Origin of the sequence: Carnobacterium sp., from assembly GCF_040274945.1 — a bacterium.
Lineage (GTDB): Bacteria > Bacillota > Bacilli > Lactobacillales > Carnobacteriaceae > Carnobacterium_B.
The window spans coordinates 1-21,109 of the sequence record NZ_JBEMAR010000008.1; the positions used below are offsets into that span (position 1 = coordinate 1).

The window sequence follows — 21,109 nt, forward strand, 5'->3', positions numbered from 1 at the left end:
GAATCGTTTGGAGAATTTTCGATGCTTCTGCCCGTGAAACAGGTTTGCTGAAATTGAATTGATTGCCTGATTTATAATCATACACATTTAAGTTATTTAAATATTGGATGGCTTCCGTATGGGAATTTCGGCTATTTTCTACATCATAAAAAGTCTTTTTCGCAAAAACGTCATCACTCGCTACAAATAATGCGGATGCGAACAAAGTAGAGGCTATGAAACTTTTTGTGATCTTTTTCATTCGTTTCGACTCCTTTATTAAAACTCTATTTTCCGTGTCCTTTATTTTTTTGTCTATACCCGTACAGAAAGGCAACAAAACACGGTGTTTTTCCCAAGAGGGTAGATACTGGCCCACATTCATCCTCTATTGGGGTAACTCTTATTTCGTAAATAAAGTATAATATTTTATTTAGAAAAAGTCAAATACAAGTTGAAAAATTTTTTTAAAAACGATATAATTAGTTATAAATTAAATTAAGAACACAAAAAACAGATAGGGAGTCGTGATTTATATATGGCATTAGTACAAACAAAACAATTAGCTAAAGTTTTACAGGATTTTGATTTACAAGCGAATCCTAACGCTGTTTCAGCATATGCAGATGTGCTTCATTTTAAAAATGATAATATTAAACGTTTATTTGAGAATCATCCAGATGGTCGAATTGTTTTAAATGCTAAAGAAGTTTGCTCAGTAAATTCTGTGAGAAACTTTGGTTTGGATATTACTTCTCAAGAATCAGATGAAATTTTTAGTACAATTCGTACATTGATTCTTCAAAATACTTCTTTTGGTAATTCTGCTACTCGTGCCTTAACAAAAGGTTTTATGGACATTATTTGTTCACCATTTTTAAATACACAAACAAAAAAAATTGAAGATAACGATGGTATCCTTTCTTCATTGAAAGGAATGAAGATTGGTAAGGCTTTGAATTTGATTTTAGATTCTAACATTATTACTGAATCTTGGATTGATTGTAGTAAACAAGATATTGATTATATTCGTAATAATATTATTGGTGGACAAATTGCTAATATCATTGATAATGCTGCTGCAGCTTCTGATGATTTATCTTTAGTTTTATCTATTAATCCATTAGATTTCTTAACTATGAGTTGCGGAACAAGTTGGGACTCTTGTATGTATCCTAATGGAGAGTATTCAACTGGAACTCTTCCTTATGCAACAGGGAAAGATACAGTAATTGGTTTCCTGGTAAATACAAAAGATTATGAAGTTGAAATTGAACGCTCTAATTGGAGCAATAAAATTTGGCGTCAAATTATGTACGTAACTGATGATAATTTTATTATTTCTCAGAATCCTTATCCAGGAGATAAACCTAAATTTTCAGTAGCTCTTTCTGCTTATATCAATGAAGCTTTAGATCTTAATTTGGAAATTACGAAAAAAGCAAATTCTGAAAATGTAGATAAATTATATGTTAGAAATATCGGTATTAGTACTGGTTATATCGATTTAGAACATGGTGGATATCTACCTTATATTTTTGGTGTAAAGACCGGAGAAGAAAGTCGTATTAAAGTCTGTGCACAATCAGTTGCATATTGTTTAGATTGTGGAGAATTTAAAGCAGATTGCGAAATGTCTGAATCTTGTGGCGTTTGTGAAAGTTGTGGAGATAATTATGATTATCACTGTGATCACTGTGGTCAAGGATTTTATGACGATGAAGGTGCATGGGTTGATGGAGATACTGTTTGTGATGATTGCTTAGAAAATTATTATTCTTATTCTTCTTATCATTCTGAATATATTCTTAATGATGATGCCGTAGAAGTTAAAACAATTAATAGAAGAATGAGTGGCAGTTTTTATACTACCACTGATGTAGTTGAAGAATGTGTTCTTGATGAAGTTGCAATCTTAGTTCGAGATATTGAAGATTTACCACATCCACTTCCTTTATATTTAGACTTAGATGATTATGTCTTTGTAGACGATCTGCAAGAAGATGAAGAAGGTCGTTATCTATTTCCAGCAAACTTAGCTTAGGTTAGAAGACTCCCTTAACGGGGGTCTTTTTTTTATTTAAGAGTAGCGTATCTTTTTATATAATTTGGCTGCTTAGGTATAGGAAAGGAAGAGGTGCCTATGAAAGAGAAGAAATTCAAATGCTCTATTTGTGGCACAGTGTATGACGCAAATCTATACAATCAAAAGAACATTTACAATACAATCGTTATGGAATGCCCAAAAGACAGGGGAATATGCTGGCCGTATGAAACGGACGATTTTGAACAATTAAAAAGTCTTCTGCTAGAACAATATACAAAAGAGGAGCTTTGGTACATGCTTGAGAAAATAAGGGCAAAAAAGGCTACGCTTGAAAAGAACACCTTTAATGATATAGAAAAGGGGGAGGTAAAATAAAATGACAGATACAAAATTTAAATGCAACGTCTGTGGTCGTGAATATGACTATAATTGGTGGGCTGTTAAAAAGTATAAGGAGCCTAATGGAGAAGTGATTGATTTTATTCGCTGTCCAAAAGATGGTTCCCCCGCTCAAGTCCTCAAAGAGGATAGCTCTATTATTGGAGAAGCAATCATTGGAAAAGCAATTATCAAATAAAAAAGGAGTAGATAAAATATGGCTGCAAGCAAAGAAGAAATTTTAGCTCAAATTCAACCTGGTGAAGTTATTACCACAAAACTTTTAACTGATATTACTGAGTTTGTTGAAGCGCAAAAAGGTCCTAAAGGTGATACTGGTGAAACAGGTCCTGCAGGTCCAAAAGGTGACACGGGGGCTAAGGGCGATAAAGGTGATACCGGTGCTAAGGGTGATAAAGGTGATACTGGAGCAGCTGGTGCAAAAGGAGATCCAGGTGCTAAAGGTGCCGATGGAGCTTCTATTAAATCAATCGTCTTTACAAAAGGTGAAGATGGTACAATCACTGGTGGTACTGCAACATTAACAAATGATGAAACAGTAGCTATTACAGTTGAATAATATAGATAAAATCACTCATTCATTTGGGTGATTTTTTTTATTTGATTTTTTCTTTTTAAAGATATATAATTAATTATAAAGTTTTAAGAGAAAAGTAAAAAGTAAATTGTGTCTTACACGAATTGAAAAATTTCTTTTAAAATGATATAATATATGTATAGTAAATTAATAAAACAAATAAATTTTAGGGAGACGATTGACTATGGCATTAACAGAAAAAGGCAATAAAGTATTGGAAGTTCTAAAATCTCACAATGCGTCTAAGGATGCTCCATTATCTTCAAAAGACGTTGCAGCAGCAGCATTTATGACACCTCGAAGCGTACCAGGTGTATTGACAAGTTTAGTTAACAAAGGACTTGTTGGTAAAACAGAAGATTCTCCTCGTTTGTTTTTCTTGACAGATGAAGGACGTAATTATAAAGACGAAGATTAATTTGTCTTTATAATGTTATAAAATAAATAAAAAGGAGAAAGATAAATGGTATTATCTGCTGAGGAAAAATTAGAAATTATGGAAAAAGAGATGCGGGTTAGTTGGGGCCAAATTGATGCTTTTATTCAAGATCAACTAGGTGGATCTCCTGATACTCGCACTAATTATGGTCCTATTTGGGCTGAAAATAAATACGATTTGTTTAAGCTTTTTGGTGATAAATTATGCCTAACTTCTGAAGTAGAAAATACTTTATCAGATTCAGATATTACTCGTGCTTATGAAGAAAAAGTTTTACGAGAAATCAAAGGTTCTCTTTCTGTTCGCACTAATTTAGTTGCAGCTTTCTTTTTGAATCAATTTTCTAGGGAAGAACTACGACTAAATCGTATTGCTGCTAATACTGAGTTTTCTGGAAAGAAAATTTCAAAAGGCATGAAAGTTACAAAGGCGCTTAAACTTTTTATTCCAGATAAAGTAGAATTGGATATTGTTCAAACGGCTTTTTCTCGTTTCATCCAAGAGTTAGAAGCAAAAGGTCGTTTGGACGTATCTATTGACTTTTTCGACATTCTTTGTATGAGTGTAAACGATCGAAAAGATTGGCGTTCTTGTCATAATTTTATCAATGGTGAATATGGTGGTGGAGCATTCTCTTACGCACTAGATTCTAGTTCTGCTATTGCTCAAATTTATACATCATATTCTGAGAGTGGTGTAGCAGATAAAATTTGGCGTCAAATGGTCTGGTTCGATACTGACCTTACTGGAGTTATTCTTTCTCGTCAATATCCTAGCACAAATAGTAATAACCGTAAGGCAACCCAATCTCTAATTATGGAACATCTAGGTAAAGAATTACCCGTTGCAGGTTTTGTTTCTGCTGGAACTATTGGTCAACGAACTCGGAATATTGGTGATTATCATTATAATGATATTACCAAGGGAGCTATGGAAAAAGTAATGACTATTGCTTTCGACGGTTCTAATTTCAGCGAAAAATCTGGTCGTGATGCAATGAGAAACGCATTCATTAATGATGAATATAACCCAAGCTATAGAATTGGTGTTGATAGTGTTCCTCATCCAATTAGTGGATATGAAGTAGAAGCATACGAATGGGATGAAGAATGGTACTAAAATAAAAGAAAGCGGTGATGTAATGAAAAGGAAAGAGTTTAATTTAGGTTTAGACGCTTTTAAGAAAATTTTATATATGGAGCAGCATGAGCTTCATTTTTATACATTAGGGAAACTGGAGCAATATTTCCCAGAAGATGATATTTTTGCAATGCACGGAGAATATATCTATGCACGTGGAAATATTCCAGTTTTACTTTGTGCGCATTTTGATACAGTTCACTCGAAGAAACCAACTAAATATACATTACTTCATGACCAAGAAAAACAGGTTATGTGGTGTCCTGATGGTATTGGTGGGGACGATCGATGTGGAGTATTTAATATCTTAGATATTTTATCACAAGGCTATCTTCCACACGTAATTTTTTCTTGGGATGAAGAAATTGGTGGTGTAGGCGCAAGTAAGTTTACAGAAAATGTTCAGAAATATTTTGGTACAGACGTTTATCGATCTCTTACCAATGATATTAACTTTGCGATCCAATTTGATAGAAAAGGATTCGGCGAAGCAGTTTATTACTATTTAGATAACCAACCATTTGAAAACTATATTAATGGTTTTGGTTTTACTACGGAAATGGGTTCTTATACAGATATCTGTGAATATTGTCCAACATTTGGCTTTGCTGGTGTTAATATTTCTGCTGGTTATTTGAATGAACATACAAGTTCTGAAATGATTTTCCTCAAGGAAATGTTATCCTCTCAAGCTAAAGTTATTAAAATTTTGGAAGATCAAATCCAAAATCCTGAACACTTCGAATATAAAGAACTTGACTATGGTTATAGAGGTGATTTTTGGGGATGGAACGGATATGGGTACGGTGGATACTCGAAACGTAGCAGCTATAATTTTGATGATGTCGCAAATGGGTATGATGGAATAGATGATGATAATGAAGTCGGTAATCCATATGGAGCATACTCTTATGCTAGTACTGAAAGTGATTATTCTGAAAATAAAACTTGTCAATACTGTATGCAAAGTAAGGGAGTTGTTCCTTGGACCCATAGTGATGATCCAGTATTAGATACTCTTTGTGACGAATGCAAGGAAGTTTTTAAAATGGAAAATAACGTACAAGATTAAATTCGGCTGGAGATGTTAGATTGACTAAAATAGAAAAAGATTTAAGGATGATTGACAAATTAGTTTTTGTCAATCCCCTTAGTTTATCAGAATATGAAAACTACTTTGAAAACTCTCTGAAAGCCAAATCAAAAATTAGAGAACTAATGAATGGGCAGGACAAGATTGTTTTTGAGGTAGATAATGATATTCTTGGAGAAGAAAAAGAACGAGCTTTTCGAGAAGAATTTCGGAATCAGTTGAAAGAAAGATATAAAGTAAGTAAGGTATTTTTTGTAGTTATAAGTGTAATGGCTGATTCAAATTTAATTTTAAATAAACATAAAACAGGAATGAAGTTTACTAAGAAGGTTAAAGAAGCACTATCTAAAGAAAATTTTGAAGACATTGCAGATGAAATTATTCTTATGTATTCACAGATTAAAAATTCATTTATTATGCCGAAAAGCTATTTTGTTATTTCCATCGATCCTACAGACTTTGTTTTGATGGGTATTGGCAAAGGATGGAAAACTTGTTATAATCCGATAGATGGAGATCATTTCACTGGAGCTTTCAGTGCTGGACTGGATTCCTCTACTATCTTGACATATTTTACAACAGATTTAGAAGATCCTGAGAAAAAACTTTATCGACGCTTAGGAGTATTTACTCCTGATTATAAGGGAATGATGTTATCAACACAATATCCTTATAAAAACTCTTCTTTTGAAGAGTTTACTATTTCAGCTTTAAAAGATACTATCTTCGATAAAGATAATTTTGTAGCTAAGAAAGATAAAACTATTAGAGTACACAAAAATCTTTCCTCACAAATCTTTAATGATTTCGTTTCCTCTCCTTCTAATAAGAAAGAGAATTTATACATAGGGAACCCAAGAGAAGAGGAAATATTACATTACGGGGCGAATGTTTCATGCTTACGATGCGATTCGAAGCCCGCACTTCAAGATATTCCTATTTGTTCAGATTGCGAATATGAAGTAGTGGGAGATGATTGGGAGGAATTTATTACATGAGAAAAGAAGATATTTTTGAGCTGATTGCTAATGGCAGCATCAGAGTTGAGTATATGGAAAATGAAGATGGTGAGCCGCTATTAGGAATTGAATATAGTTCGGCTGAACTTCAAGAATCAATTAACCAAGATATTGTAACAGAATATATTAGCGAATGTTTAATGGTAGCTTCTTTAGCTGGATTTGAAGCACCAACAGAATATTACCGATTTATTAAGTCTTTTGTAGAAGATAAATCTATGGATGATTTAATGAAGGTTATGGAAGAAGACTTCAGAAATGTATTAGATGGTGATAAACATGATTAATTTAACAGGTAAAGCACAGTTATTCACGGGGGAGCTTCCTATCGCTCCTCCTGTTTCTGATGCAGAAGGATTAAAAATGAGGCTCGACTTAGATTATGTATTTTTACAAGCAATAAATGCAAAGCCAGATATTGTGCATAATAACTATCGAAGCTATTATACTTTTAAAGATGGACTTTTCAATGGAGATGTTATTATTCCAACTATTGAAGGCCCATGTGTTAGTGTATCTATAAATCCGCCGAGTAAAGGTGGAATTTCTCTATATGTTCCAGAAGGATTCCTAAAACGAAATATCTTTCCTCTCTTGGACGACCCTGATATTTTAACTTTATCAATTAAGAATGCTGAATGGTTTGTTACTACTTTAAATAGTTTAGATACAGAAAATAAGATTAAACGTCGTATTACTCAATATGGTTCTGTAATACTAGATGGTGAATATGAAGATGTATACAACTCTCTCCTTAAAGAACATAATGTTTTAGTAGATTGGGATAAAATAAAAAAAAGCTTGACTATTGATTTTATATATAGTGAAGGAAGTGTCGATTCTGGCAAATTAGCACTATACATTTATGATATAATAGTGAAAGGTAATTTACCAAAAAGCTTGACAAATTTTTTGTAGTCTATGGTCGAGGACCTATTTTAACTTCATGTTAAAAGGGTTCCATAGAGAAACTGGGGGTTCAGAGAGTAGGTGATAACGATGGAAAAACTAACTACAAAAGAGCGGGAGATTTTATCTTCAGTTGATGATGAACTAGAGTTAATTACTGGTGCATTAACTGAGAAGGACATCCTTATGGAATTATGGTCTAGGGAAGAACAGTCTTTCTTTGCTCCAGCTGGTAAATGGGAAAATGATTATACAATAGCAGAAACTTTTAAGTTTAGAACATTCATGTTCTTATTTATAGCTATTATGACCGTTATTCCTATGTTTGTATACATCCCTTACTTGATTAAGAAGTATTTGGACAGGAAACATCTAAAAGAACAGATTATTACTGAGCGTATGAAAGTTAAGACTTCATTGCTAATTCCGATTGCAAAACAAAGTGATTTTGATGCGTTACAAGAATCTTATTGGGGAAAACGATTGATTCAAGAGGGAATAATCTATAAGCTTAACATTTAACAATAAAAGAATCCTGCGGCAACAGGGTTCTTTTTTCGTATTATATAGAGGACATTTTTATATATTAAAGGAAGAAACAAAGGAGGAAAAATAATGAGTATTCATATTTCAAGAGATAATCAATTAAAAGGCGTAGGTTCTCCAAATATGGCTCCATCTTATTATGGTCAACCATATATTGATACAGGAGCAAACCCACGTGGTGTTTGGATATCTACTTCAGAAAACGTTTCTGGATGGACTGAATTGTCTCCTAAAGGACACAAACATACAGTAGCGGACTTTACTAATTTAACAACTGAAATTACTAAGATCGTCCAAGAGCAAGGTATAGAAGCAGCTCTTTTATCTTTAAAAGGTGGAACGAACACATGGGAAGGCGCCTGGAATAACTTTACTGGTGAATTGCGCCAGAACGGTAAGAATGTATTAACACAGGGTTCTTCTATTGGGGATTTAGGTGATGTTGATATTACAACAGGATTAAAAGCTAATGCTTTGCTTGGTTGGAATGGTAGTACATTTGTTCCCTATGAAGTGACAGGAGCTTCTCCTAGTGATGGAGGAATTGACTTCTCCCAATATCTAAGAAAAGATTCTTTAGTTACAGGTATTGGTTCAGGTGATCAAACTGCACCTTTGGCAGCTAGTGTTGCTACATTACTTTATAATCGTGTTAAAGATGAATTTGCAACAAAAACTCATACTCATACAGAATATGCAGCAGCTAATCATACTCACACGAATTATCTTGATACAACTAAAGCTGGAAGTTTAAAAAATCAATTAAATCTTGGTGGAGCCGCTGGCAATAATACTCCATTAACTATTTCAGGACAGTATGGTCGTGCAGCATTTGAGTTTTCAGAAAACCAAGCTGGCCCAACGATTTTGAGTTTCCAAAATACAGCAGGCTCTGAAGTAACTGAAGCTATGATCTCTGGAGCAGCAGGGGCCGTTGGAGGACGTTTGACATTAAACTTTAGTGAAGTTCATGTTCCAACTGGTGGCTTTACTATCGGAGAAAATAAAAAATATATGACAATTCCTTCATTGAAAATTACATCAGAAGGTCAGACATATATTGGAGAAATGAATAGAACATTTGGACTTGATTTGAATAATTCTGCATTAATTGGAGCTAGTCAAATTGCATTTAAAGTTCCTTCTAAAGGAAGACAAAATGCTATTTTATTCCCTAAAAACTATGCTGGTAATACACAACCAACAGATATTGGTTTATATCATTACCTAAGAATGCTAGATGGAGAATTACAAACAGATACAGCTTTAGCTTCAGACGCAAGATATATTCGTTTAGGTGGAGTTAAAATTTTCTTCTCTGCTACTGACCCAGGTAAAGAAGCTAGTGATGGAGATATCTGGATTAAAATTTAATGAGGTGTTCATATGGAAATATTTAAAATGGATAAACCAAAAGGGACAAATGGGACATGGGGTTCAGTATTTGATGCCCAGATTGCTAAAGCAAGTAAAAAGGGTGTTTGGTTCCCTATGACAACACAGAAACCCAAAGTTAAGGTAAATGGTAAATGGGTTGAGAGATAAAGTCAAAGAAATTTGACTTTATTTTTTTACCATGATATAATTAGTTATAAATATTAAGGAGGACATAGAAATATATGAAAACAAAAGAAGTTATTGATTTTGTTTTAAGCGAAGATTTTTTGGATGATGTAGATTTTATAACTTCAAAAAATGCTAAAGGACAAATTGCAGCTGTTCAGGCTAAGAAAGTTTTTAGCTATCAAGATACAGATTTACAACTTACTGGAGTTGCTAGAACTGCAAAAGAAGACTTAGATTTTGCAACCCAATTAGTAGGAGAAAAAATTGCTTATACTCGTTTACGAATTAATGCTTTAGAAGAAATTACTACTAAATTTCCTCACTTTGGTGAGGACATGGATAACTTAGTTAAAACAACTAAAGCATTAAAAAAAGAACTTAAAGAATACATTGATTTAAAAGAAGGTTTCTTTGAGCGTGTTCGTAATACTCGTAAAGACCCAAACTATTACAGAGTTCGTCATTTATCATTTGATGATGAAGGAAAGGTGACCGAGATCTAATGGAAGAACAATTACAAGGACAAATTGAACAAATGGGCGTTGAATTAATGGTATCACAAGATACTATTAATGAATTACAGTCTTTATTAACTCAGAGCCTTCAAGAGAGAGCGAGATATAAGATCGCACAACAACGGGCTCTTGAGGAAATCGCTCGACTAGAAAAACTTGTCGAAGAAAAAGAGTCTATTATTGTTGAATTAAGCGACAATTTAGATAATTTATCTGATTTATATGATGTAGATTTAGACGAACTTGAATAAAATTAAATCAAAAAAGAGCTTTAAAAACTCTTTTTTGATTTTTTCTTTTTAAAATGATATAATTAATTATAAAGTTATGAAAGGAAGTAAAAATTATGGGATACGAAGATAATGCAGGGTATGTGAAAATGTTGAAAGCTAAAGAGGATCGCAAGTTCATGAGCATGTACTACAATGCTATAATCTCGACAAAGCGATTTTCAAATGCACTTACTAAAGGTATTGTAAATAGTGGTAAGGTTCGACAACAAGAATATGAAGATATTATCTTTGGTGCGTGGAATGATTATCTTGTAGAAAGTGGACGAGCATTGCCATCTGAAAAAGTTATTGCTGATAAAGAAGGTTTGCGACGTGAAGCTTTTGATATTCTGTCTAAGCTTGATGGAATCGAATTTAATGTTATTGATCCAGTTAAAAATGTTGGGGCAGTTAAATTTGAAGATGTGTTTTATGAAGTATCATTAACTAAGCACAAAAAACCAGCAGTTCAAGAATTAGAAGTAGCTAATAAATTAAATAGTTATATCGAAGAATTTGCTGAAAAGTTATCTGAACACCATTCATTAATTCGTATCAAGAACAACGCTGTTACAGTAGATGATGATGGCAGCCAAACAACTGTTAACTTTACAAGAAAGAAAACGAAACTTTTTTAACAGTTTTGTAATAAAAGTAAATAAAAAGTAACAGGGTCAAATTATAAAATCTTGAAAGGGGTCATTTATATGACATATACAGTTGAAAAGGCAAAAGGAAGTAAGGAAATTACAGTATTAGATAGCAAGTTGGATATTAATGAACGTTGGGTTTTTGAACCTTACTTGTTAGATATTCAGCCAAATGAAGAAGGAGACATTGTTCTTCCATTCTTAGAGTATTTAATTGATAATTATCCTTCTGTCAAGATTGACAGAGATTCTATCATCGATACTAAACGAGGTTGCTTTACAGGAATGAGTACTTTGGTTATTAGTTTCACTGATGAAGATGAAGCTCAATCTTATGCTAATGCCTTAAACAACAGCACTAAGAGAAAGTAGAGTCTTACTTTCCAATACGCCGAGGCGTGTATTAACACCAAAACGTAAAGGGGAAATTATATTTGAGTAAAACAGTAAAGAGAGTTATCGTAGGAATCGTTGCAGGAGTTGCTTTAGTCGCTGGAGGTACTTATGCTTATAATGAGTATAATGACTTGCGAGAAGATAAAATTGCTCTTACCAAGGATTTAAAAGAAACACAAGAACAAAAAGAGCAGGAAGCAGCTAAACGTGCCGAGATCGAAAATGACTTGAATGAAACGAAAGCCGCTCTTGATAAAGCAGAAAAAGATAAAGATTCAAGCAAGAAAGAAGTATCTGACCTGAAAGATAAAGTTGCTTCTTTAGAAGAAGAACTGTCTTTTAAGATTGCAGCCCGTGAAGAAGCCGAACGGCAAGCTGCAATAGCAGAGGCTTCAGCAGTTGAAGAACAAGCTACTTATGTTGAAACAGCAAGTGCTAGCGAAAGCACATCTAGCAACACACAAAGTCAAGCATCAGCACCAGCAGCTAATTACAGCTCTTCTGGTGGAGGATTGACAGCTTCAGCCGGTGTTTATAATGGACCAAGTGGTAAAGAAACTTACTATTCACAGAAAGTATTGCCTGGTGGCGGATTAAACATTCCTGGTCGTCACGTAGCGGCAGATGGAACTGTCCGTGATGCTGATGGTTATATCGTAATCGCATCAGACAATCTATCTAAAGGTTCTGTTACAGAAACTTCTTTAGGTACTGGTAAAGTTTATGACACTGGAGTAGGCCATGCTGGTGTAGATATATACACTAATTGGTAATAAAAACAAAATATTTGACAAAAAACTTCTACTATGATATACTAATAGTAGAAGTTTTTATTTATATAAATTTCTATATCTTGTGGTTTTTTTATTATAAGACCCTATATATTGATTTTTAGTTAAAGTACGAATTAAAAAAGGAGAGATTATATTGACATTAGTAATTAAGGATAAAGGTTTACGCCAACTAGAATTTGATCCTAAACGATTAGAAGAAAAGTTGCTAACATATACGGAGGGGTTAAAAGTTCACCCTGAAACAGTTGATAAATATATTAAATCTGTAATCAATCAGATTAGCGCCCAAGAGAAGGTAGATTTCAAGGATATTAATAACGCCGCAATTTTGAATGCTATTGATTTCATTATGAGCTTTAACACTGGCGATGGAATGGACTTTGAAAAACTTGGGAATACCGATTTTGAATATGTGGCAGCACGAGTACTTTTAAACTCTCTATATAAACGTGCGTCCAAGAATCGCAGTTATGATGCAACAGATAAATATGGAGATTATTACGGTTTGCTTGTCTCTCTTGGGGAAGATGGATTAATTGAGCCTCAAGTATTTGTTGATTATTCAAAAGAAGAATTACATGAACTAGGAGATTATATTAAACCAGAGCGTGATTTATTATTAACCTATGCTGGTGTATATAATATGAGTGAGCGTTATTTAATTAAAGCAAAAGATAAGTCAATCTATGAACTTCCACAAGAACGTTATATGACTATCGCTTTAACGATTTTACGCACAGAAGATAAAGAAAATCGTTTGCAATATGTAAAAGATTTATATGATGTTTTATCACAACAACAAGTGACTATGGCTACTCCGACATTCGCTAATGCAGGACGGCCAAATGCACAATTTTCTAGCTGTTTCATTTTAACAACTGACGATAGCTTACAAGGAATTTATGATGATAATACAGATGCTGCTCGTTTGAGTAAAGCTGGTGGAGGAATCGGAGTTTATGTAGGTAAGATTCGTGCAGCTGGTTCAGACATTCGTGGAAATATGGGTGCTGCTGGCGGTATCATTGGTTGGTTAAAACAATTAAATAATACAGCTGTTTCTGTTGATCAACTAGGAGTACGTAATGGAGCTATCGCTACTTACTTAGATGTATGGCACTATGACATCGAAGACTTCTTAGAATTAAGACTTAATACTGGTGATTTAAATAAGCGTGCGCATGACCTATTCTTAGGTGCTTCTATCCCTGATTTATTCATGCGTCAAGTAGAAAAACGTGGCGATTGGTATTTATTCGACCCGCATGAAGTTAAAGCTAAATTAGGCTTTTCTCTTGAAGATTTCTATGATAAAGAAATTTGGGATGGTAAAGAAGAGATCAATAAAGATTTACATGCTTTTACTTATCATTATTATAAAGCTATTGATAGCAATGATTTACACCTGAAAAAACGTGTAGCAGCTATTGACATTATGAAGAAAATTATGCGTTCTCAACTTGAAGTAGGAATGCCTTATATGTTCTATCGTGATACAGCAAACAGAGATAACCCTAATAAACATGAAGGTATGATTTACTGTTCAAATCTATGTTCAGAAATTATTCAAAATCAATCTCCAACTACTGTTACAAAAGAAGAAATTAATGACTTAGGAGAAATCTTAATTCATAAACAAAGTGGAGATTTCGTTACTTGTAATCTTTCTTCATTGGTAATTAATAATGCTGTTGACCCAGCTATTTTTGATGGAAACAAAGAAGCTTATGATAAACTTCGTAAAATTATCTCTGCTCAGGTTCGTGCAACTGATTCTGTAATCACAGTTAATAACCTACCTGTATTACAAGCTCAATATACAAATAATCGCTATCGAGCAATCGGTATTGGCGAACAAGGTATTGCTGCTTTATTAGCTAAAATGAATATTCCTTTTGATTCGCATGAAGCAACAGAAGTTATTGCTGAATTAGAAGAATTAATTATGATGGCTATTGTTGAAACTTCTTCTGAACTTGGTAAAGAAAAAGGTAATTATCCATTGTTTGAAGGAAGCGAATGGCAAACTGGAGAATGGTTAGAAAAACGTATCAATGGCTCGAAGTATGAAAAAGAGTGGAGAGTTATCCAAGAGAAAGCAAAATTAAATATGCGTAATGGATACTTGCGTGCTGTGGCACCAACTGGTTCTACTTCATTATTAGCTGGTTCTACTGCTGCGGCGGACACAGTTTATGACACAATCTTCTTTGATGGTAAGAAAGATTCTCGCACACCTGTTGTTGCACCAGGATTATCTCCAGAAACTTGGTTCTTTTATAAACCAACTATGCTAATGGAATTTGATGGTGAACGTGACTTAGGCCAAATGTGGGCTGTGCTGCATAATGAACAACGTCAAAAATGGGTTGATCAATCTACCTCATTTAACCTTTATATCTTAGATGATATTAAAGCTCGTAATTTATTAAGACTTCATAATGAGGTATGGTCACGAGGAATCAAGACTTCTTATTATACTCGTTCTCATGACGCTTCTAAAGTCGATCAATGTGTTGCTTGTTCTGCATAATGAAAGTTATAGTTGCAGGTGGTAGAAGTTTCTTTAATTATGATTTAGTTAAAGAAACTTTACTCCCTATGAAATCGGAAATTGAGTGTATCATTTCTGGTCGAGCAAATGGGGCTGACTCACTAGGAGAAAAATTTGCCGAAGAATATGGAATAGAGATTTTATATTTTCCAGCAGAGTGGGATAAGTATGGACGATCAGCAGGGTATATAAGAAACAAAGAAATGGCAAATGAAGCAGATTTCCTTGTTGCCTTTTGGGATGGGAACTCAAAAGGTACGAAACATATGATCGATATAATGAAGAAACAGAATAAGCATGGCAAAGTAATTTTATATTAAGAAAAGTGCATATTATTTGCACTTTTCTTTTTAATATGTTATAATTAATTATAAATAAAAAAGGAAGTGTCGTCAATAATGAAAGCTCGTAAAAAACCCGTTGAGGTAGAAGTAATACAATTAAAAATGGTATCTCCACGTTCATATCGTAAGTGTAAAGAGTTTGTTGGTGAAGCATGGATTGAGAGTGTTCATAATAGATTGCCTATTATTAAAACATTAGAGGGAGCGATGGAGGTATCAGATGGTGACTACATCATCAAAGGTGTTAATGGTGAATTTTATCCATGTAAACCAGATATTTTTCATAAAACCTACGAAATTTTAGACTAAGGAGTTATTCATATGAGGGCTCAGTTTACTCTGGATGGAGATACTAAATTTCAAACATTATACGAATTAATTGAAGAAGCCGAGGAAAAGGGTTACAAGTCAGAAGATCAAATCATACAATATCTTCATGATTGTTATATTGCTGATGAAAATCCTTTCTGTGGAAGCTTCTCAGAATGGCTTGATTTTATAGATGAAGGAGAATAAATAACATTGGAAAAACATATTAGACTTTTTAATAAAGATGCAGCAAATACAAACGCATCAATTTTTGGAGAACATTCAGGATTACTTTATTGGGATGAACAAGATCCAGTATGGTATGATGTATATTCCGAATTAAAACAAAACTTCTGGATTCCCCAAGAAGTTACACTAGGCTCTGATTCTCGTGATTGGCGAACAAATATGAGTGATGCTGAGAAAGAGCTTTATAAACGTAGTATTTCACAGCTAGTTTTACTTGATTCCATTTCTACTGTAATTGATGGACAATTAGCTTCTTATATTAAAAACCCTGCTATCAAAGCGATAATGGCTTATATTGCATCACAAGAATCTATTCATAACGAAAGTTATACTTATATTGCAACCACTTTCTTAACGAAAGAAGAAGCTAATGAAGTATTTAGCATTCCTAAAACAGACCCATTAATCTTAGGTGCTAGTGAATTAATCTTGGATCAATTTGAAAAATTTGTTTCTGAACCAACTAAACAAAGTATGGTTGAAGCATTAGTCGCTATGGCTGCGCTAGAAGGTATTCGTTTTACGAATGGTTTTACACCTTTCTATTTAATGAATCGTAACAAAAAAATGTTGGGGACTGGACAAATTATTCAGTTAATTCAACGAGACGAAATTCAACACAGCTATTTCCAAACATTGGTTGTGCGTACAATTCTTGGAGAATTAGATTTAACTGATACAGAAAAAGATTCATTAACTAAATGGATTTATGATTTCTTTAAAAAAGTTGTTGATGGTGAAAAAGCTTTAGCAGATGATTTGTATAAAGGTTATGCTGGTATTAGCATGGAAGAATTGCATGGATATATTGAATGGCGTGCTAATATTCTATTACAAAACTTAGGCTTAGATAAAATTTTCGATTCAAAAGCTAACCCAATGATTTGGATCAATGCTTATGACTCTGAAAATATTAACAACACTAAAACAGACTTCTTTGAAAAACGTGTAACAAATTATTCTAAAGTCACAGAGGATAAAAATGATTGGGACGATTTATGATGCAAAAACTTTTAGTTTTATATACAAGTAAAACTGGGAATACTCAAAGTTTTGTTGATTGGTTTGGGAAGCAATTCTCGAACCAATTCGACATCACTTATTTCAACTTGTATAGAGATAAAAATTTGACAAATATTGAACAATATGATATAATTACTTTAGGAAGTTATACATGGGCGAATGGTAAAATACCCGTAGAGATGAAGCGTTTCGTTATCGAAAACAGAGAATTGCTCCAAGAGAAGGTAGCATTTTTATTCGGGAGTGGTATTACTATTTACGCTCATTTTTGTGCCGCTTTGGATAGCATACAAATTATTTTAGGTAAAGAGATTTATTCTATTAAGTTTGAATTAACTTTCATTCCAGACGAGCATGATGAAGAAATAAATAAATTGGGGGAAATACTTAATGAATATGTATTTATTAACAAAAAATGATTGTCCCTACTGTAATGATTTTAAGAATTTCTTGAAGTTTACTCCAGTAGGTAAGAAAGCAGCAGAAAAGATCACTATTTTAAATAAAGATACAGTAACGGGAGAAGACGCCGTTCTTTTTCAAATGTTATTAGATGAGGGTATTGTCCAAGGTGGACAATCTTATCCTATGTTAATTAACGGAGAGACAGAGTTACTCTCAACCGGTTTTGACGCAACTAAAGTCATGAAGGTTCTGAAAGAAAATGATTAGGCAGTATTCAAGAAAATATCTTTGTCCAATATGCAAGAAGGAAGGACGTCTAATTAGACTCTATTCTGAAATGCTGGAGGATGGGAAGCGTGGCTTATTTTGTGATAAGCATGGATTTCAACAATATTGCAACTGTTCGCCATCAGAATTAGAATTAATAATCGTAGAAGATTAGTGGTCTCTTTAAAGTAAAGCCAGAAATATCTCCTTTAAATTAAAAGTAATCAAAAATATAAAGGAGGTTGCTACATTATGATGTACAACAAAGACCATTATTGTCCTTTCTGTTGGGAAAATGATAAAATTTTACGAATGGTTTATCTTTCTCCAGACGACAAAACAGATTTAATGTGTGATATTCATGGATATGTTTATGAAGTTGATCGTACAAAAAATTCTTATGTTAAAATTGATAAACCAATAGTTGAACCAAGTTCTTTAATTGGGGAAGCTAAAATTAACGAAGCAAGAATAAAATAATTTGACTTTATTTTCATAAAATGATATAATTAATTATAAAGTTAAATAAGAAATAAATAATAAAATGTTGGAGGGCACTATTATGACAAATAATGAAAAGAAAAAAAGAAAGACTTTCAAGAGTTATTCAAAAAACTTATCGCAATTCTTAGCTGACAAAGGAATTAAACCGGTTCGAACTGGTGTACATTACTTTGGGATTAAGATTAGTGAAGATGAAGGTAAGACTTGGCAAGATTTCGTTAGTATTGATGATGCCGTTAAAAAATATGGCGACAAATTCTCTAAGGAAGATTTAGAACATTTACGTGATGAATCTTTGAAAACAGATGATTTTGTTCGTCAGGAAGATTCTAATCTTATCTTCCGCAAACGTGTTAGATTTTACAAAGAGTTTTTATATGACGACGCTTTAATCGAAGGTCTAAAACTTTGGAAAGATACAAAGCCGAAATAAAAACTTGACAAATTTAAATAAACAATATATAATAATAATGTAATCAAATTAATTGGAGGAAATTAAATTATGGCAGACAAAGCAAAAGTGAAATTCAAAAATTCGGTGGTTATCGTAGGAGAGATCGTTGATTTAGACCTTAAAAACGAAACACGTAAAAAGAAAACCAATAACGAAGAATATACTGTAATCAATGGAACAATTTCAGTTAAAACTGATGATCAGAATGTTCAAAACTTACGTGTATGGTACATGGAAAAATTCAACAACGGTAATATTAACCGAAACTATACCACAGCACATGGTTGGTTAAATGAAATTGCAGCAGCAGAAGCTAAGGGTGAACCTAACCCAGTAATTGGACGTCGTATTCAAATGGGAACGAACATTAGTCCAAATGTATTTATTAGTAATGGAAGTACAGTTAAGACTTATCAAATTGGTGCAGGTTTTATCGAAACAAACCCACAACGAATTGGTTCTGACAAATCTGAATTTGCTGTTGATGCAGTAATTACAAAAGATTTGACTCCAGAAGTAGATCGTGAAACAGAACAAGAAACTGGTCGTTTCTTCTTAGAAGCAGAAATTGCTGATTATCGTGGTGTATTATTCCCAGTTCGTTTTGTTATTGAAAACGAAGGTGGAGTTAAGTACCTAAATAGTTTACCAAAACCATCTGTTGTTGAAATTTGGGGCGATGTAGTAAACACAGTTATTACTCGAACTCAAACAACTGAAAATGCTTTCGGTGAAGCTCATGTTCAAGAAATTAATTCAACAACTCGTGAAAACATTATCAAGGGTGCTTCAACTGAAACTCGTGATATGGACGAATTGTTAGAACAAGCAATTACAGAAGGACGTCAAGCGTTTAATGTAAGTGTTGCTCAAGCTGAAGATGCAGCTAAAAACGCTGGAGGAAACGCATTTAATGCTAGTCCTGCGGCGAACACAGCATCAAAACCAGCTGCTAAAGCAGGAGAATTTAACTTCTAATATTAGTGCTCTCAAAAAGGAGCTGAACAAAAAGTTCGGCTCCTTCATTGAAAACATTAATAACAAAAAGTTTTCATAAAATTTCAGAAAAGGAAAGTGATATAATGGTAGATATTTTTGCTGTGGAACCACACCAAGTATCGAAAGATTTGAAAGGGTATGCCTTGATGTTTTATGGAGAGCCTAAGTCAGGTAAAACAACTACTGCTGCTAAGTTTCCTAAAAGCTTGTTACTAGCTTTTGAAAAAGGTTATAATGCAATTCCAGGAGTTTTAGCTTTACCAATGAATACTTGGTCTGATTTCAAACAAGTATTGCGACAGTTAGATAGTGATGAAGCTCGTGCAACATATGACAACATCATTGTCGATACGGCTGATATCGCTGCAGAATTGGCTGAGAAATATATCTCAAATCAAAACCAAGTAGCAACTATTGCAGATATTCCATTCGGTAAAGGTTATGGATTGGTAGAAAAAGAATTAGATGCAAACTTGCGTAAAATTATGCAAATGGGTTATGGTTTAATTTTAATTTCTCACTCACAAGACAAAACATTTACAGATGAAAGTGGAACTGAGTACAATCAAATTGTTCCTACTTTGGATAAACGTGCTAATAAAATTGTTACTCGTATGGCAGATATTATTGGTTACTCTCGCTCTGTTGTAAACCCAGAAACAGAACAAGAAGAAGTTCGTTTGTTTATGCGTGGAACACCTCGATTTACAGCTGGATCTCGTTTCCCAGATGTACCTGAAGTAGACTATGTATTCCCTAGTTCTATTGTCTTTAATTACAATAACTTGGTTAATACTATTGCTGATGCAGTTGCTGCTTTAGAAAAAGGTTTCGGTGTTGAAGCTGTTACAACAACTAAATCTGATGCTTACCAATATAAAACAGTAACTACTCCAGTTGAAGACTTGGTTAAAGAGTTCAACCAAATTGCTGGCGAATTAATGAATGAAAACAAAGACTACTACGGTCCTCGTATTGTAGACATTGTAAATGAAAACTTAGGTCATGGTGCTAAGATTTCCGAAGCATTACCTAAGCAAGCTGAATTAGTTGACTCTGCTTTAACTCAACTTAAAGAATTAGCTGCGACTAATAAATAAGAATAACATAGTAGCAGAGGAAGGGGGTTCTTTTCCTCTGCTATTTCTTTTGATAGGAGTGAAAATATGGCTCAACAAAAACCTGTAATTTGTCAACATTGTCGTGAGAAGTTTGTGCGAGTTGAAGGAAATTTTGAAAAAACTTCCAAAGGCTTCTATCATATCGACTGCTATAAACAAATTCAAAAAAATAAAGATGATACAGAAGTCTTATTTGATTTCTTACGAGAAGTTTGGGGAGATAATTTTATTAACTATCCATTAATAAGAAAGCAAATTAAAGACTTAACAACAAGAAATAATATGACTGTTCAAGGAATAACAGGAACATTAGTTTATTTAACAAATGTTAAAAAAATGAGATTGATTCCTAAAATGGGAATAGCTATTGTTCCTTATCATTATGTAAATGCAAGAAACTATTTTGAGGAAAAAGAAAGATTAAAATCTACAATTATTCCTGATATAGTTTCTAAAACAGTTGAAGTGGAAATTAAACCACAACAAACCAATAAAATGAAAAATCTAATTGATTTAGATAGTCTACTAGAGGAGTGATA

The 21,109-nt window shown here is 33.4% G+C and carries 31 protein-coding genes; 30 read left to right on the forward strand and 1 reads right to left on the reverse strand.

What is annotated here, in order from left to right; all coding sequences use genetic code 11:
* Window positions 1–241: hypothetical protein (locus tag ABS916_RS09120; protein WP_350451596.1), on the reverse strand; the 241-nt coding region annotated here is incomplete at its 3' end.
* A gap of 276 nt (window positions 242–517) precedes the next feature.
* Between ABS916_RS09120 and ABS916_RS09125 the strand changes: the two genes are divergently transcribed.
* From ABS916_RS09125 to ABS916_RS09270, 30 genes are all read left to right on the forward strand, one after another.
* Window positions 518–2,023 carry a hypothetical protein gene (locus ABS916_RS09125; RefSeq protein ID WP_350451597.1) on the forward strand — a complete coding sequence of 502 codons (1,506 nt, stop codon included), beginning with the start codon at window positions 518–520 and terminating at the stop codon, window positions 2,021–2,023.
* Window positions 2,024–2,122: 99 nt separating this feature from the next.
* A complete protein-coding gene (locus tag ABS916_RS09130) occupies window positions 2,123–2,401 on the forward strand; it encodes a hypothetical protein (protein WP_350451598.1) in 279 nt (92 codons plus the stop codon).
* Between the two features lies 1 nt (window position 2,402).
* A complete protein-coding gene (locus ABS916_RS09135) occupies window positions 2,403–2,603 on the forward strand; it encodes a hypothetical protein (RefSeq protein ID WP_350451599.1) in 201 nt (66 codons plus the stop codon).
* Between the two features lie 18 nt (window positions 2,604–2,621).
* Window positions 2,622–2,984 carry a collagen-like triple helix repeat-containing protein gene (locus ABS916_RS09140; protein WP_350451600.1) on the forward strand — a complete coding sequence of 121 codons (363 nt, stop codon included), beginning with the start codon at window positions 2,622–2,624 and terminating at the stop codon, window positions 2,982–2,984.
* A 202-nt stretch (window positions 2,985–3,186) separates the two neighbouring features.
* Window positions 3,187–3,420: a LexA family protein gene (locus ABS916_RS09145; RefSeq protein ID WP_350451601.1), complete on the forward strand. Its 234-nt coding sequence runs from the start codon at window positions 3,187–3,189 to the stop codon at window positions 3,418–3,420.
* A gap of 45 nt (window positions 3,421–3,465) precedes the next feature.
* Complete coding sequence (locus tag ABS916_RS09150; RefSeq protein ID WP_350451602.1) at window positions 3,466–4,560, forward strand: hypothetical protein; 1,095 nt, start codon at window positions 3,466–3,468, stop codon at window positions 4,558–4,560.
* Window positions 4,544–5,653: a hypothetical protein gene (locus tag ABS916_RS09155; protein WP_350451603.1), complete on the forward strand. Its 1,110-nt coding sequence runs from the start codon at window positions 4,544–4,546 to the stop codon at window positions 5,651–5,653. Before ABS916_RS09150 ends, ABS916_RS09155 begins: the two co-directional genes overlap by 17 nt.
* A 20-nt stretch (window positions 5,654–5,673) precedes the next feature.
* Complete coding sequence (locus tag ABS916_RS09160) at window positions 5,674–6,672, forward strand: hypothetical protein (protein ID WP_350451604.1); 999 nt, start codon at window positions 5,674–5,676, stop codon at window positions 6,670–6,672.
* Window positions 6,669–6,980: a hypothetical protein gene (locus tag ABS916_RS09165; RefSeq protein ID WP_350451605.1), complete on the forward strand. Its 312-nt coding sequence runs from the start codon at window positions 6,669–6,671 to the stop codon at window positions 6,978–6,980. Before ABS916_RS09160 ends, ABS916_RS09165 begins: the two co-directional genes overlap by 4 nt.
* Complete coding sequence (locus ABS916_RS09170) at window positions 6,973–7,611, forward strand: hypothetical protein (protein WP_350451606.1); 639 nt, start codon at window positions 6,973–6,975, stop codon at window positions 7,609–7,611. The genes ABS916_RS09165 and ABS916_RS09170 overlap by 8 nt, the downstream gene beginning before the upstream one ends.
* Window positions 7,612–7,692: 81 nt before the next feature.
* On the forward strand, window positions 7,693–8,124 hold the full coding sequence (locus ABS916_RS09175; RefSeq protein WP_350451607.1) for a hypothetical protein: 432 nt from the start codon (window positions 7,693–7,695) through the stop codon (window positions 8,122–8,124).
* Window positions 8,125–8,217: 93 nt separating this feature from the next.
* Complete coding sequence (locus tag ABS916_RS09180) at window positions 8,218–9,522, forward strand: hypothetical protein (RefSeq protein ID WP_350451608.1); 1,305 nt, start codon at window positions 8,218–8,220, stop codon at window positions 9,520–9,522.
* 12 nt (window positions 9,523–9,534) lie between these two features.
* Window positions 9,535–9,693: a hypothetical protein gene (locus ABS916_RS09185; protein ID WP_350451609.1), complete on the forward strand. Its 159-nt coding sequence runs from the start codon at window positions 9,535–9,537 to the stop codon at window positions 9,691–9,693.
* Between the two features lie 74 nt (window positions 9,694–9,767).
* Window positions 9,768–10,217 (forward strand): hypothetical protein, encoded by a 450-nt coding sequence (locus tag ABS916_RS09190; RefSeq protein WP_350451610.1) that lies wholly within the window; start codon window positions 9,768–9,770, stop codon window positions 10,215–10,217.
* Window positions 10,217–10,480, forward strand: coding sequence for a hypothetical protein (locus ABS916_RS09195; RefSeq protein ID WP_350451611.1), 264 nt, complete (start codon window positions 10,217–10,219; stop codon window positions 10,478–10,480). The genes ABS916_RS09190 and ABS916_RS09195 overlap by 1 nt, the downstream gene beginning before the upstream one ends.
* Before the next feature lie 95 nt (window positions 10,481–10,575).
* A complete protein-coding gene (locus ABS916_RS09200; RefSeq protein WP_350451612.1) occupies window positions 10,576–11,139 on the forward strand; it encodes a hypothetical protein in 564 nt (187 codons plus the stop codon).
* Window positions 11,140–11,208: 69 nt separating this feature from the next.
* A complete protein-coding gene (locus ABS916_RS09205; RefSeq protein ID WP_350451613.1) occupies window positions 11,209–11,523 on the forward strand; it encodes a hypothetical protein in 315 nt (104 codons plus the stop codon).
* Window positions 11,524–11,585: 62 nt separating this feature from the next.
* Complete coding sequence (locus ABS916_RS09210; RefSeq protein ID WP_350451614.1) at window positions 11,586–12,320, forward strand: coiled-coil domain-containing protein; 735 nt, start codon at window positions 11,586–11,588, stop codon at window positions 12,318–12,320.
* Between the two features lie 154 nt (window positions 12,321–12,474).
* A complete protein-coding gene (locus ABS916_RS09215) occupies window positions 12,475–14,874 on the forward strand; it encodes a ribonucleoside-diphosphate reductase subunit alpha (protein WP_350451615.1) in 2,400 nt (799 codons plus the stop codon).
* On the forward strand, window positions 14,874–15,215 hold the full coding sequence (locus tag ABS916_RS09220) for a DUF2493 domain-containing protein (RefSeq protein WP_350451616.1): 342 nt from the start codon (window positions 14,874–14,876) through the stop codon (window positions 15,213–15,215). Before ABS916_RS09215 ends, ABS916_RS09220 begins: the two co-directional genes overlap by 1 nt.
* A gap of 78 nt (window positions 15,216–15,293) precedes the next feature.
* The gene (locus ABS916_RS09225) at window positions 15,294–15,548 is read left to right on the forward strand and encodes a hypothetical protein (protein ID WP_350451617.1); all 255 of its coding nucleotides are present in this window, start codon (window positions 15,294–15,296) and stop codon (window positions 15,546–15,548) included.
* A 12-nt stretch (window positions 15,549–15,560) separates the two neighbouring features.
* Window positions 15,561–15,755 (forward strand): hypothetical protein, encoded by a 195-nt coding sequence (locus tag ABS916_RS09230; protein ID WP_350451618.1) that lies wholly within the window; start codon window positions 15,561–15,563, stop codon window positions 15,753–15,755.
* 6 nt (window positions 15,756–15,761) lie between these two features.
* Window positions 15,762–16,799 (forward strand): ribonucleotide-diphosphate reductase subunit beta, encoded by a 1,038-nt coding sequence (locus ABS916_RS09235; RefSeq protein ID WP_350451619.1) that lies wholly within the window; start codon window positions 15,762–15,764, stop codon window positions 16,797–16,799.
* A complete protein-coding gene (locus ABS916_RS09240) occupies window positions 16,799–17,239 on the forward strand; it encodes a flavodoxin domain-containing protein (protein ID WP_350451620.1) in 441 nt (146 codons plus the stop codon). The genes ABS916_RS09235 and ABS916_RS09240 overlap by 1 nt, the downstream gene beginning before the upstream one ends.
* On the forward strand, window positions 17,211–17,492 hold the full coding sequence (locus ABS916_RS09245; protein ID WP_350451621.1) for a hypothetical protein: 282 nt from the start codon (window positions 17,211–17,213) through the stop codon (window positions 17,490–17,492). Before ABS916_RS09240 ends, ABS916_RS09245 begins: the two co-directional genes overlap by 29 nt.
* 252 nt (window positions 17,493–17,744) lie before the next feature.
* On the forward strand, window positions 17,745–17,972 hold the full coding sequence (locus ABS916_RS09250) for a hypothetical protein (RefSeq protein WP_350451622.1): 228 nt from the start codon (window positions 17,745–17,747) through the stop codon (window positions 17,970–17,972).
* Window positions 17,973–18,054: 82 nt separating this feature from the next.
* Entirely contained in the window at window positions 18,055–18,429 is a 375-nt protein-coding gene (locus ABS916_RS09255) for a hypothetical protein (protein ID WP_350451623.1), read from the forward strand.
* A 69-nt stretch (window positions 18,430–18,498) separates the two neighbouring features.
* Window positions 18,499–19,428 carry a YorF family protein gene (locus tag ABS916_RS09260; protein ID WP_350451624.1) on the forward strand — a complete coding sequence of 310 codons (930 nt, stop codon included), beginning with the start codon at window positions 18,499–18,501 and terminating at the stop codon, window positions 19,426–19,428.
* Window positions 19,429–19,532: 104 nt separating this feature from the next.
* Window positions 19,533–20,549, forward strand: a complete 1,017-nt coding sequence (locus ABS916_RS09265) for an ATP-binding protein (protein ID WP_350451625.1) — start codon at window positions 19,533–19,535, stop codon at window positions 20,547–20,549.
* Between the two features lie 66 nt (window positions 20,550–20,615).
* A complete protein-coding gene (locus tag ABS916_RS09270) occupies window positions 20,616–21,107 on the forward strand; it encodes a YorH family phage-derived protein (RefSeq protein ID WP_350451626.1) in 492 nt (163 codons plus the stop codon).
* Window positions 21,108–21,109: the final 2 nt, after the last annotated feature.

Excerpts from the sequence above, each read along its gene's own strand:
- ABS916_RS09150 (WP_350451602.1), top strand. The coding sequence starts at position 3,466 with ATGGTATTATCTGCTGAGGAAAAATTAGAAATTATGGAAAAAGAGATG.
- ABS916_RS09140 (WP_350451600.1), top strand. The coding sequence starts at position 2,622 with ATGGCTGCAAGCAAAGAAGAAATTTTAGCTCAAATTCAACCTGGTGAA.
- ABS916_RS09260 (WP_350451624.1), top strand. The coding sequence starts at position 18,499 with ATGGCAGACAAAGCAAAAGTGAAATTCAAAAATTCGGTGGTTATCGTA.
- ABS916_RS09185 (WP_350451609.1), top strand. The coding sequence starts at position 9,535 with ATGGAAATATTTAAAATGGATAAACCAAAAGGGACAAATGGGACATGG.
- ABS916_RS09200 (WP_350451612.1), top strand. The coding sequence starts at position 10,576 with ATGGGATACGAAGATAATGCAGGGTATGTGAAAATGTTGAAAGCTAAA.
- ABS916_RS09265 (WP_350451625.1), top strand. The coding sequence starts at position 19,533 with ATGGTAGATATTTTTGCTGTGGAACCACACCAAGTATCGAAAGATTTG.
- ABS916_RS09230 (WP_350451618.1), top strand. The coding sequence starts at position 15,561 with ATGAGGGCTCAGTTTACTCTGGATGGAGATACTAAATTTCAAACATTA.
- ABS916_RS09135 (WP_350451599.1), top strand. The coding sequence starts at position 2,403 with ATGACAGATACAAAATTTAAATGCAACGTCTGTGGTCGTGAATATGAC.
- ABS916_RS09125 (WP_350451597.1), top strand. The coding sequence starts at position 518 with ATGGCATTAGTACAAACAAAACAATTAGCTAAAGTTTTACAGGATTTT.
- ABS916_RS09255 (WP_350451623.1), top strand. The coding sequence starts at position 18,055 with ATGACAAATAATGAAAAGAAAAAAAGAAAGACTTTCAAGAGTTATTCA.
- ABS916_RS09145 (WP_350451601.1), top strand. The coding sequence starts at position 3,187 with ATGGCATTAACAGAAAAAGGCAATAAAGTATTGGAAGTTCTAAAATCT.
- ABS916_RS09240 (WP_350451620.1), top strand. The coding sequence starts at position 16,799 with ATGCAAAAACTTTTAGTTTTATATACAAGTAAAACTGGGAATACTCAA.
- ABS916_RS09165 (WP_350451605.1), top strand. The coding sequence starts at position 6,669 with ATGAGAAAAGAAGATATTTTTGAGCTGATTGCTAATGGCAGCATCAGA.
- ABS916_RS09195 (WP_350451611.1), top strand. The coding sequence starts at position 10,217 with ATGGAAGAACAATTACAAGGACAAATTGAACAAATGGGCGTTGAATTA.
- ABS916_RS09190 (WP_350451610.1), top strand. The coding sequence starts at position 9,768 with ATGAAAACAAAAGAAGTTATTGATTTTGTTTTAAGCGAAGATTTTTTG.
- ABS916_RS09225 (WP_350451617.1), top strand. The coding sequence starts at position 15,294 with ATGAAAGCTCGTAAAAAACCCGTTGAGGTAGAAGTAATACAATTAAAA.
- ABS916_RS09180 (WP_350451608.1), top strand. The coding sequence starts at position 8,218 with ATGAGTATTCATATTTCAAGAGATAATCAATTAAAAGGCGTAGGTTCT.
- ABS916_RS09205 (WP_350451613.1), top strand. The coding sequence starts at position 11,209 with ATGACATATACAGTTGAAAAGGCAAAAGGAAGTAAGGAAATTACAGTA.
- ABS916_RS09170 (WP_350451606.1), top strand. The coding sequence starts at position 6,973 with ATGATTAATTTAACAGGTAAAGCACAGTTATTCACGGGGGAGCTTCCT.
- ABS916_RS09245 (WP_350451621.1), top strand. The coding sequence starts at position 17,211 with ATGAATATGTATTTATTAACAAAAAATGATTGTCCCTACTGTAATGAT.
- ABS916_RS09130 (WP_350451598.1), top strand. The coding sequence starts at position 2,123 with ATGAAAGAGAAGAAATTCAAATGCTCTATTTGTGGCACAGTGTATGAC.
- ABS916_RS09155 (WP_350451603.1), top strand. The coding sequence starts at position 4,544 with ATGAAGAATGGTACTAAAATAAAAGAAAGCGGTGATGTAATGAAAAGG.
- ABS916_RS09220 (WP_350451616.1), top strand. The coding sequence starts at position 14,874 with ATGAAAGTTATAGTTGCAGGTGGTAGAAGTTTCTTTAATTATGATTTA.
- ABS916_RS09175 (WP_350451607.1), top strand. The coding sequence starts at position 7,693 with ATGGAAAAACTAACTACAAAAGAGCGGGAGATTTTATCTTCAGTTGAT.
- ABS916_RS09270 (WP_350451626.1), top strand. The coding sequence starts at position 20,616 with ATGGCTCAACAAAAACCTGTAATTTGTCAACATTGTCGTGAGAAGTTT.
- ABS916_RS09250 (WP_350451622.1), top strand. The coding sequence starts at position 17,745 with ATGATGTACAACAAAGACCATTATTGTCCTTTCTGTTGGGAAAATGAT.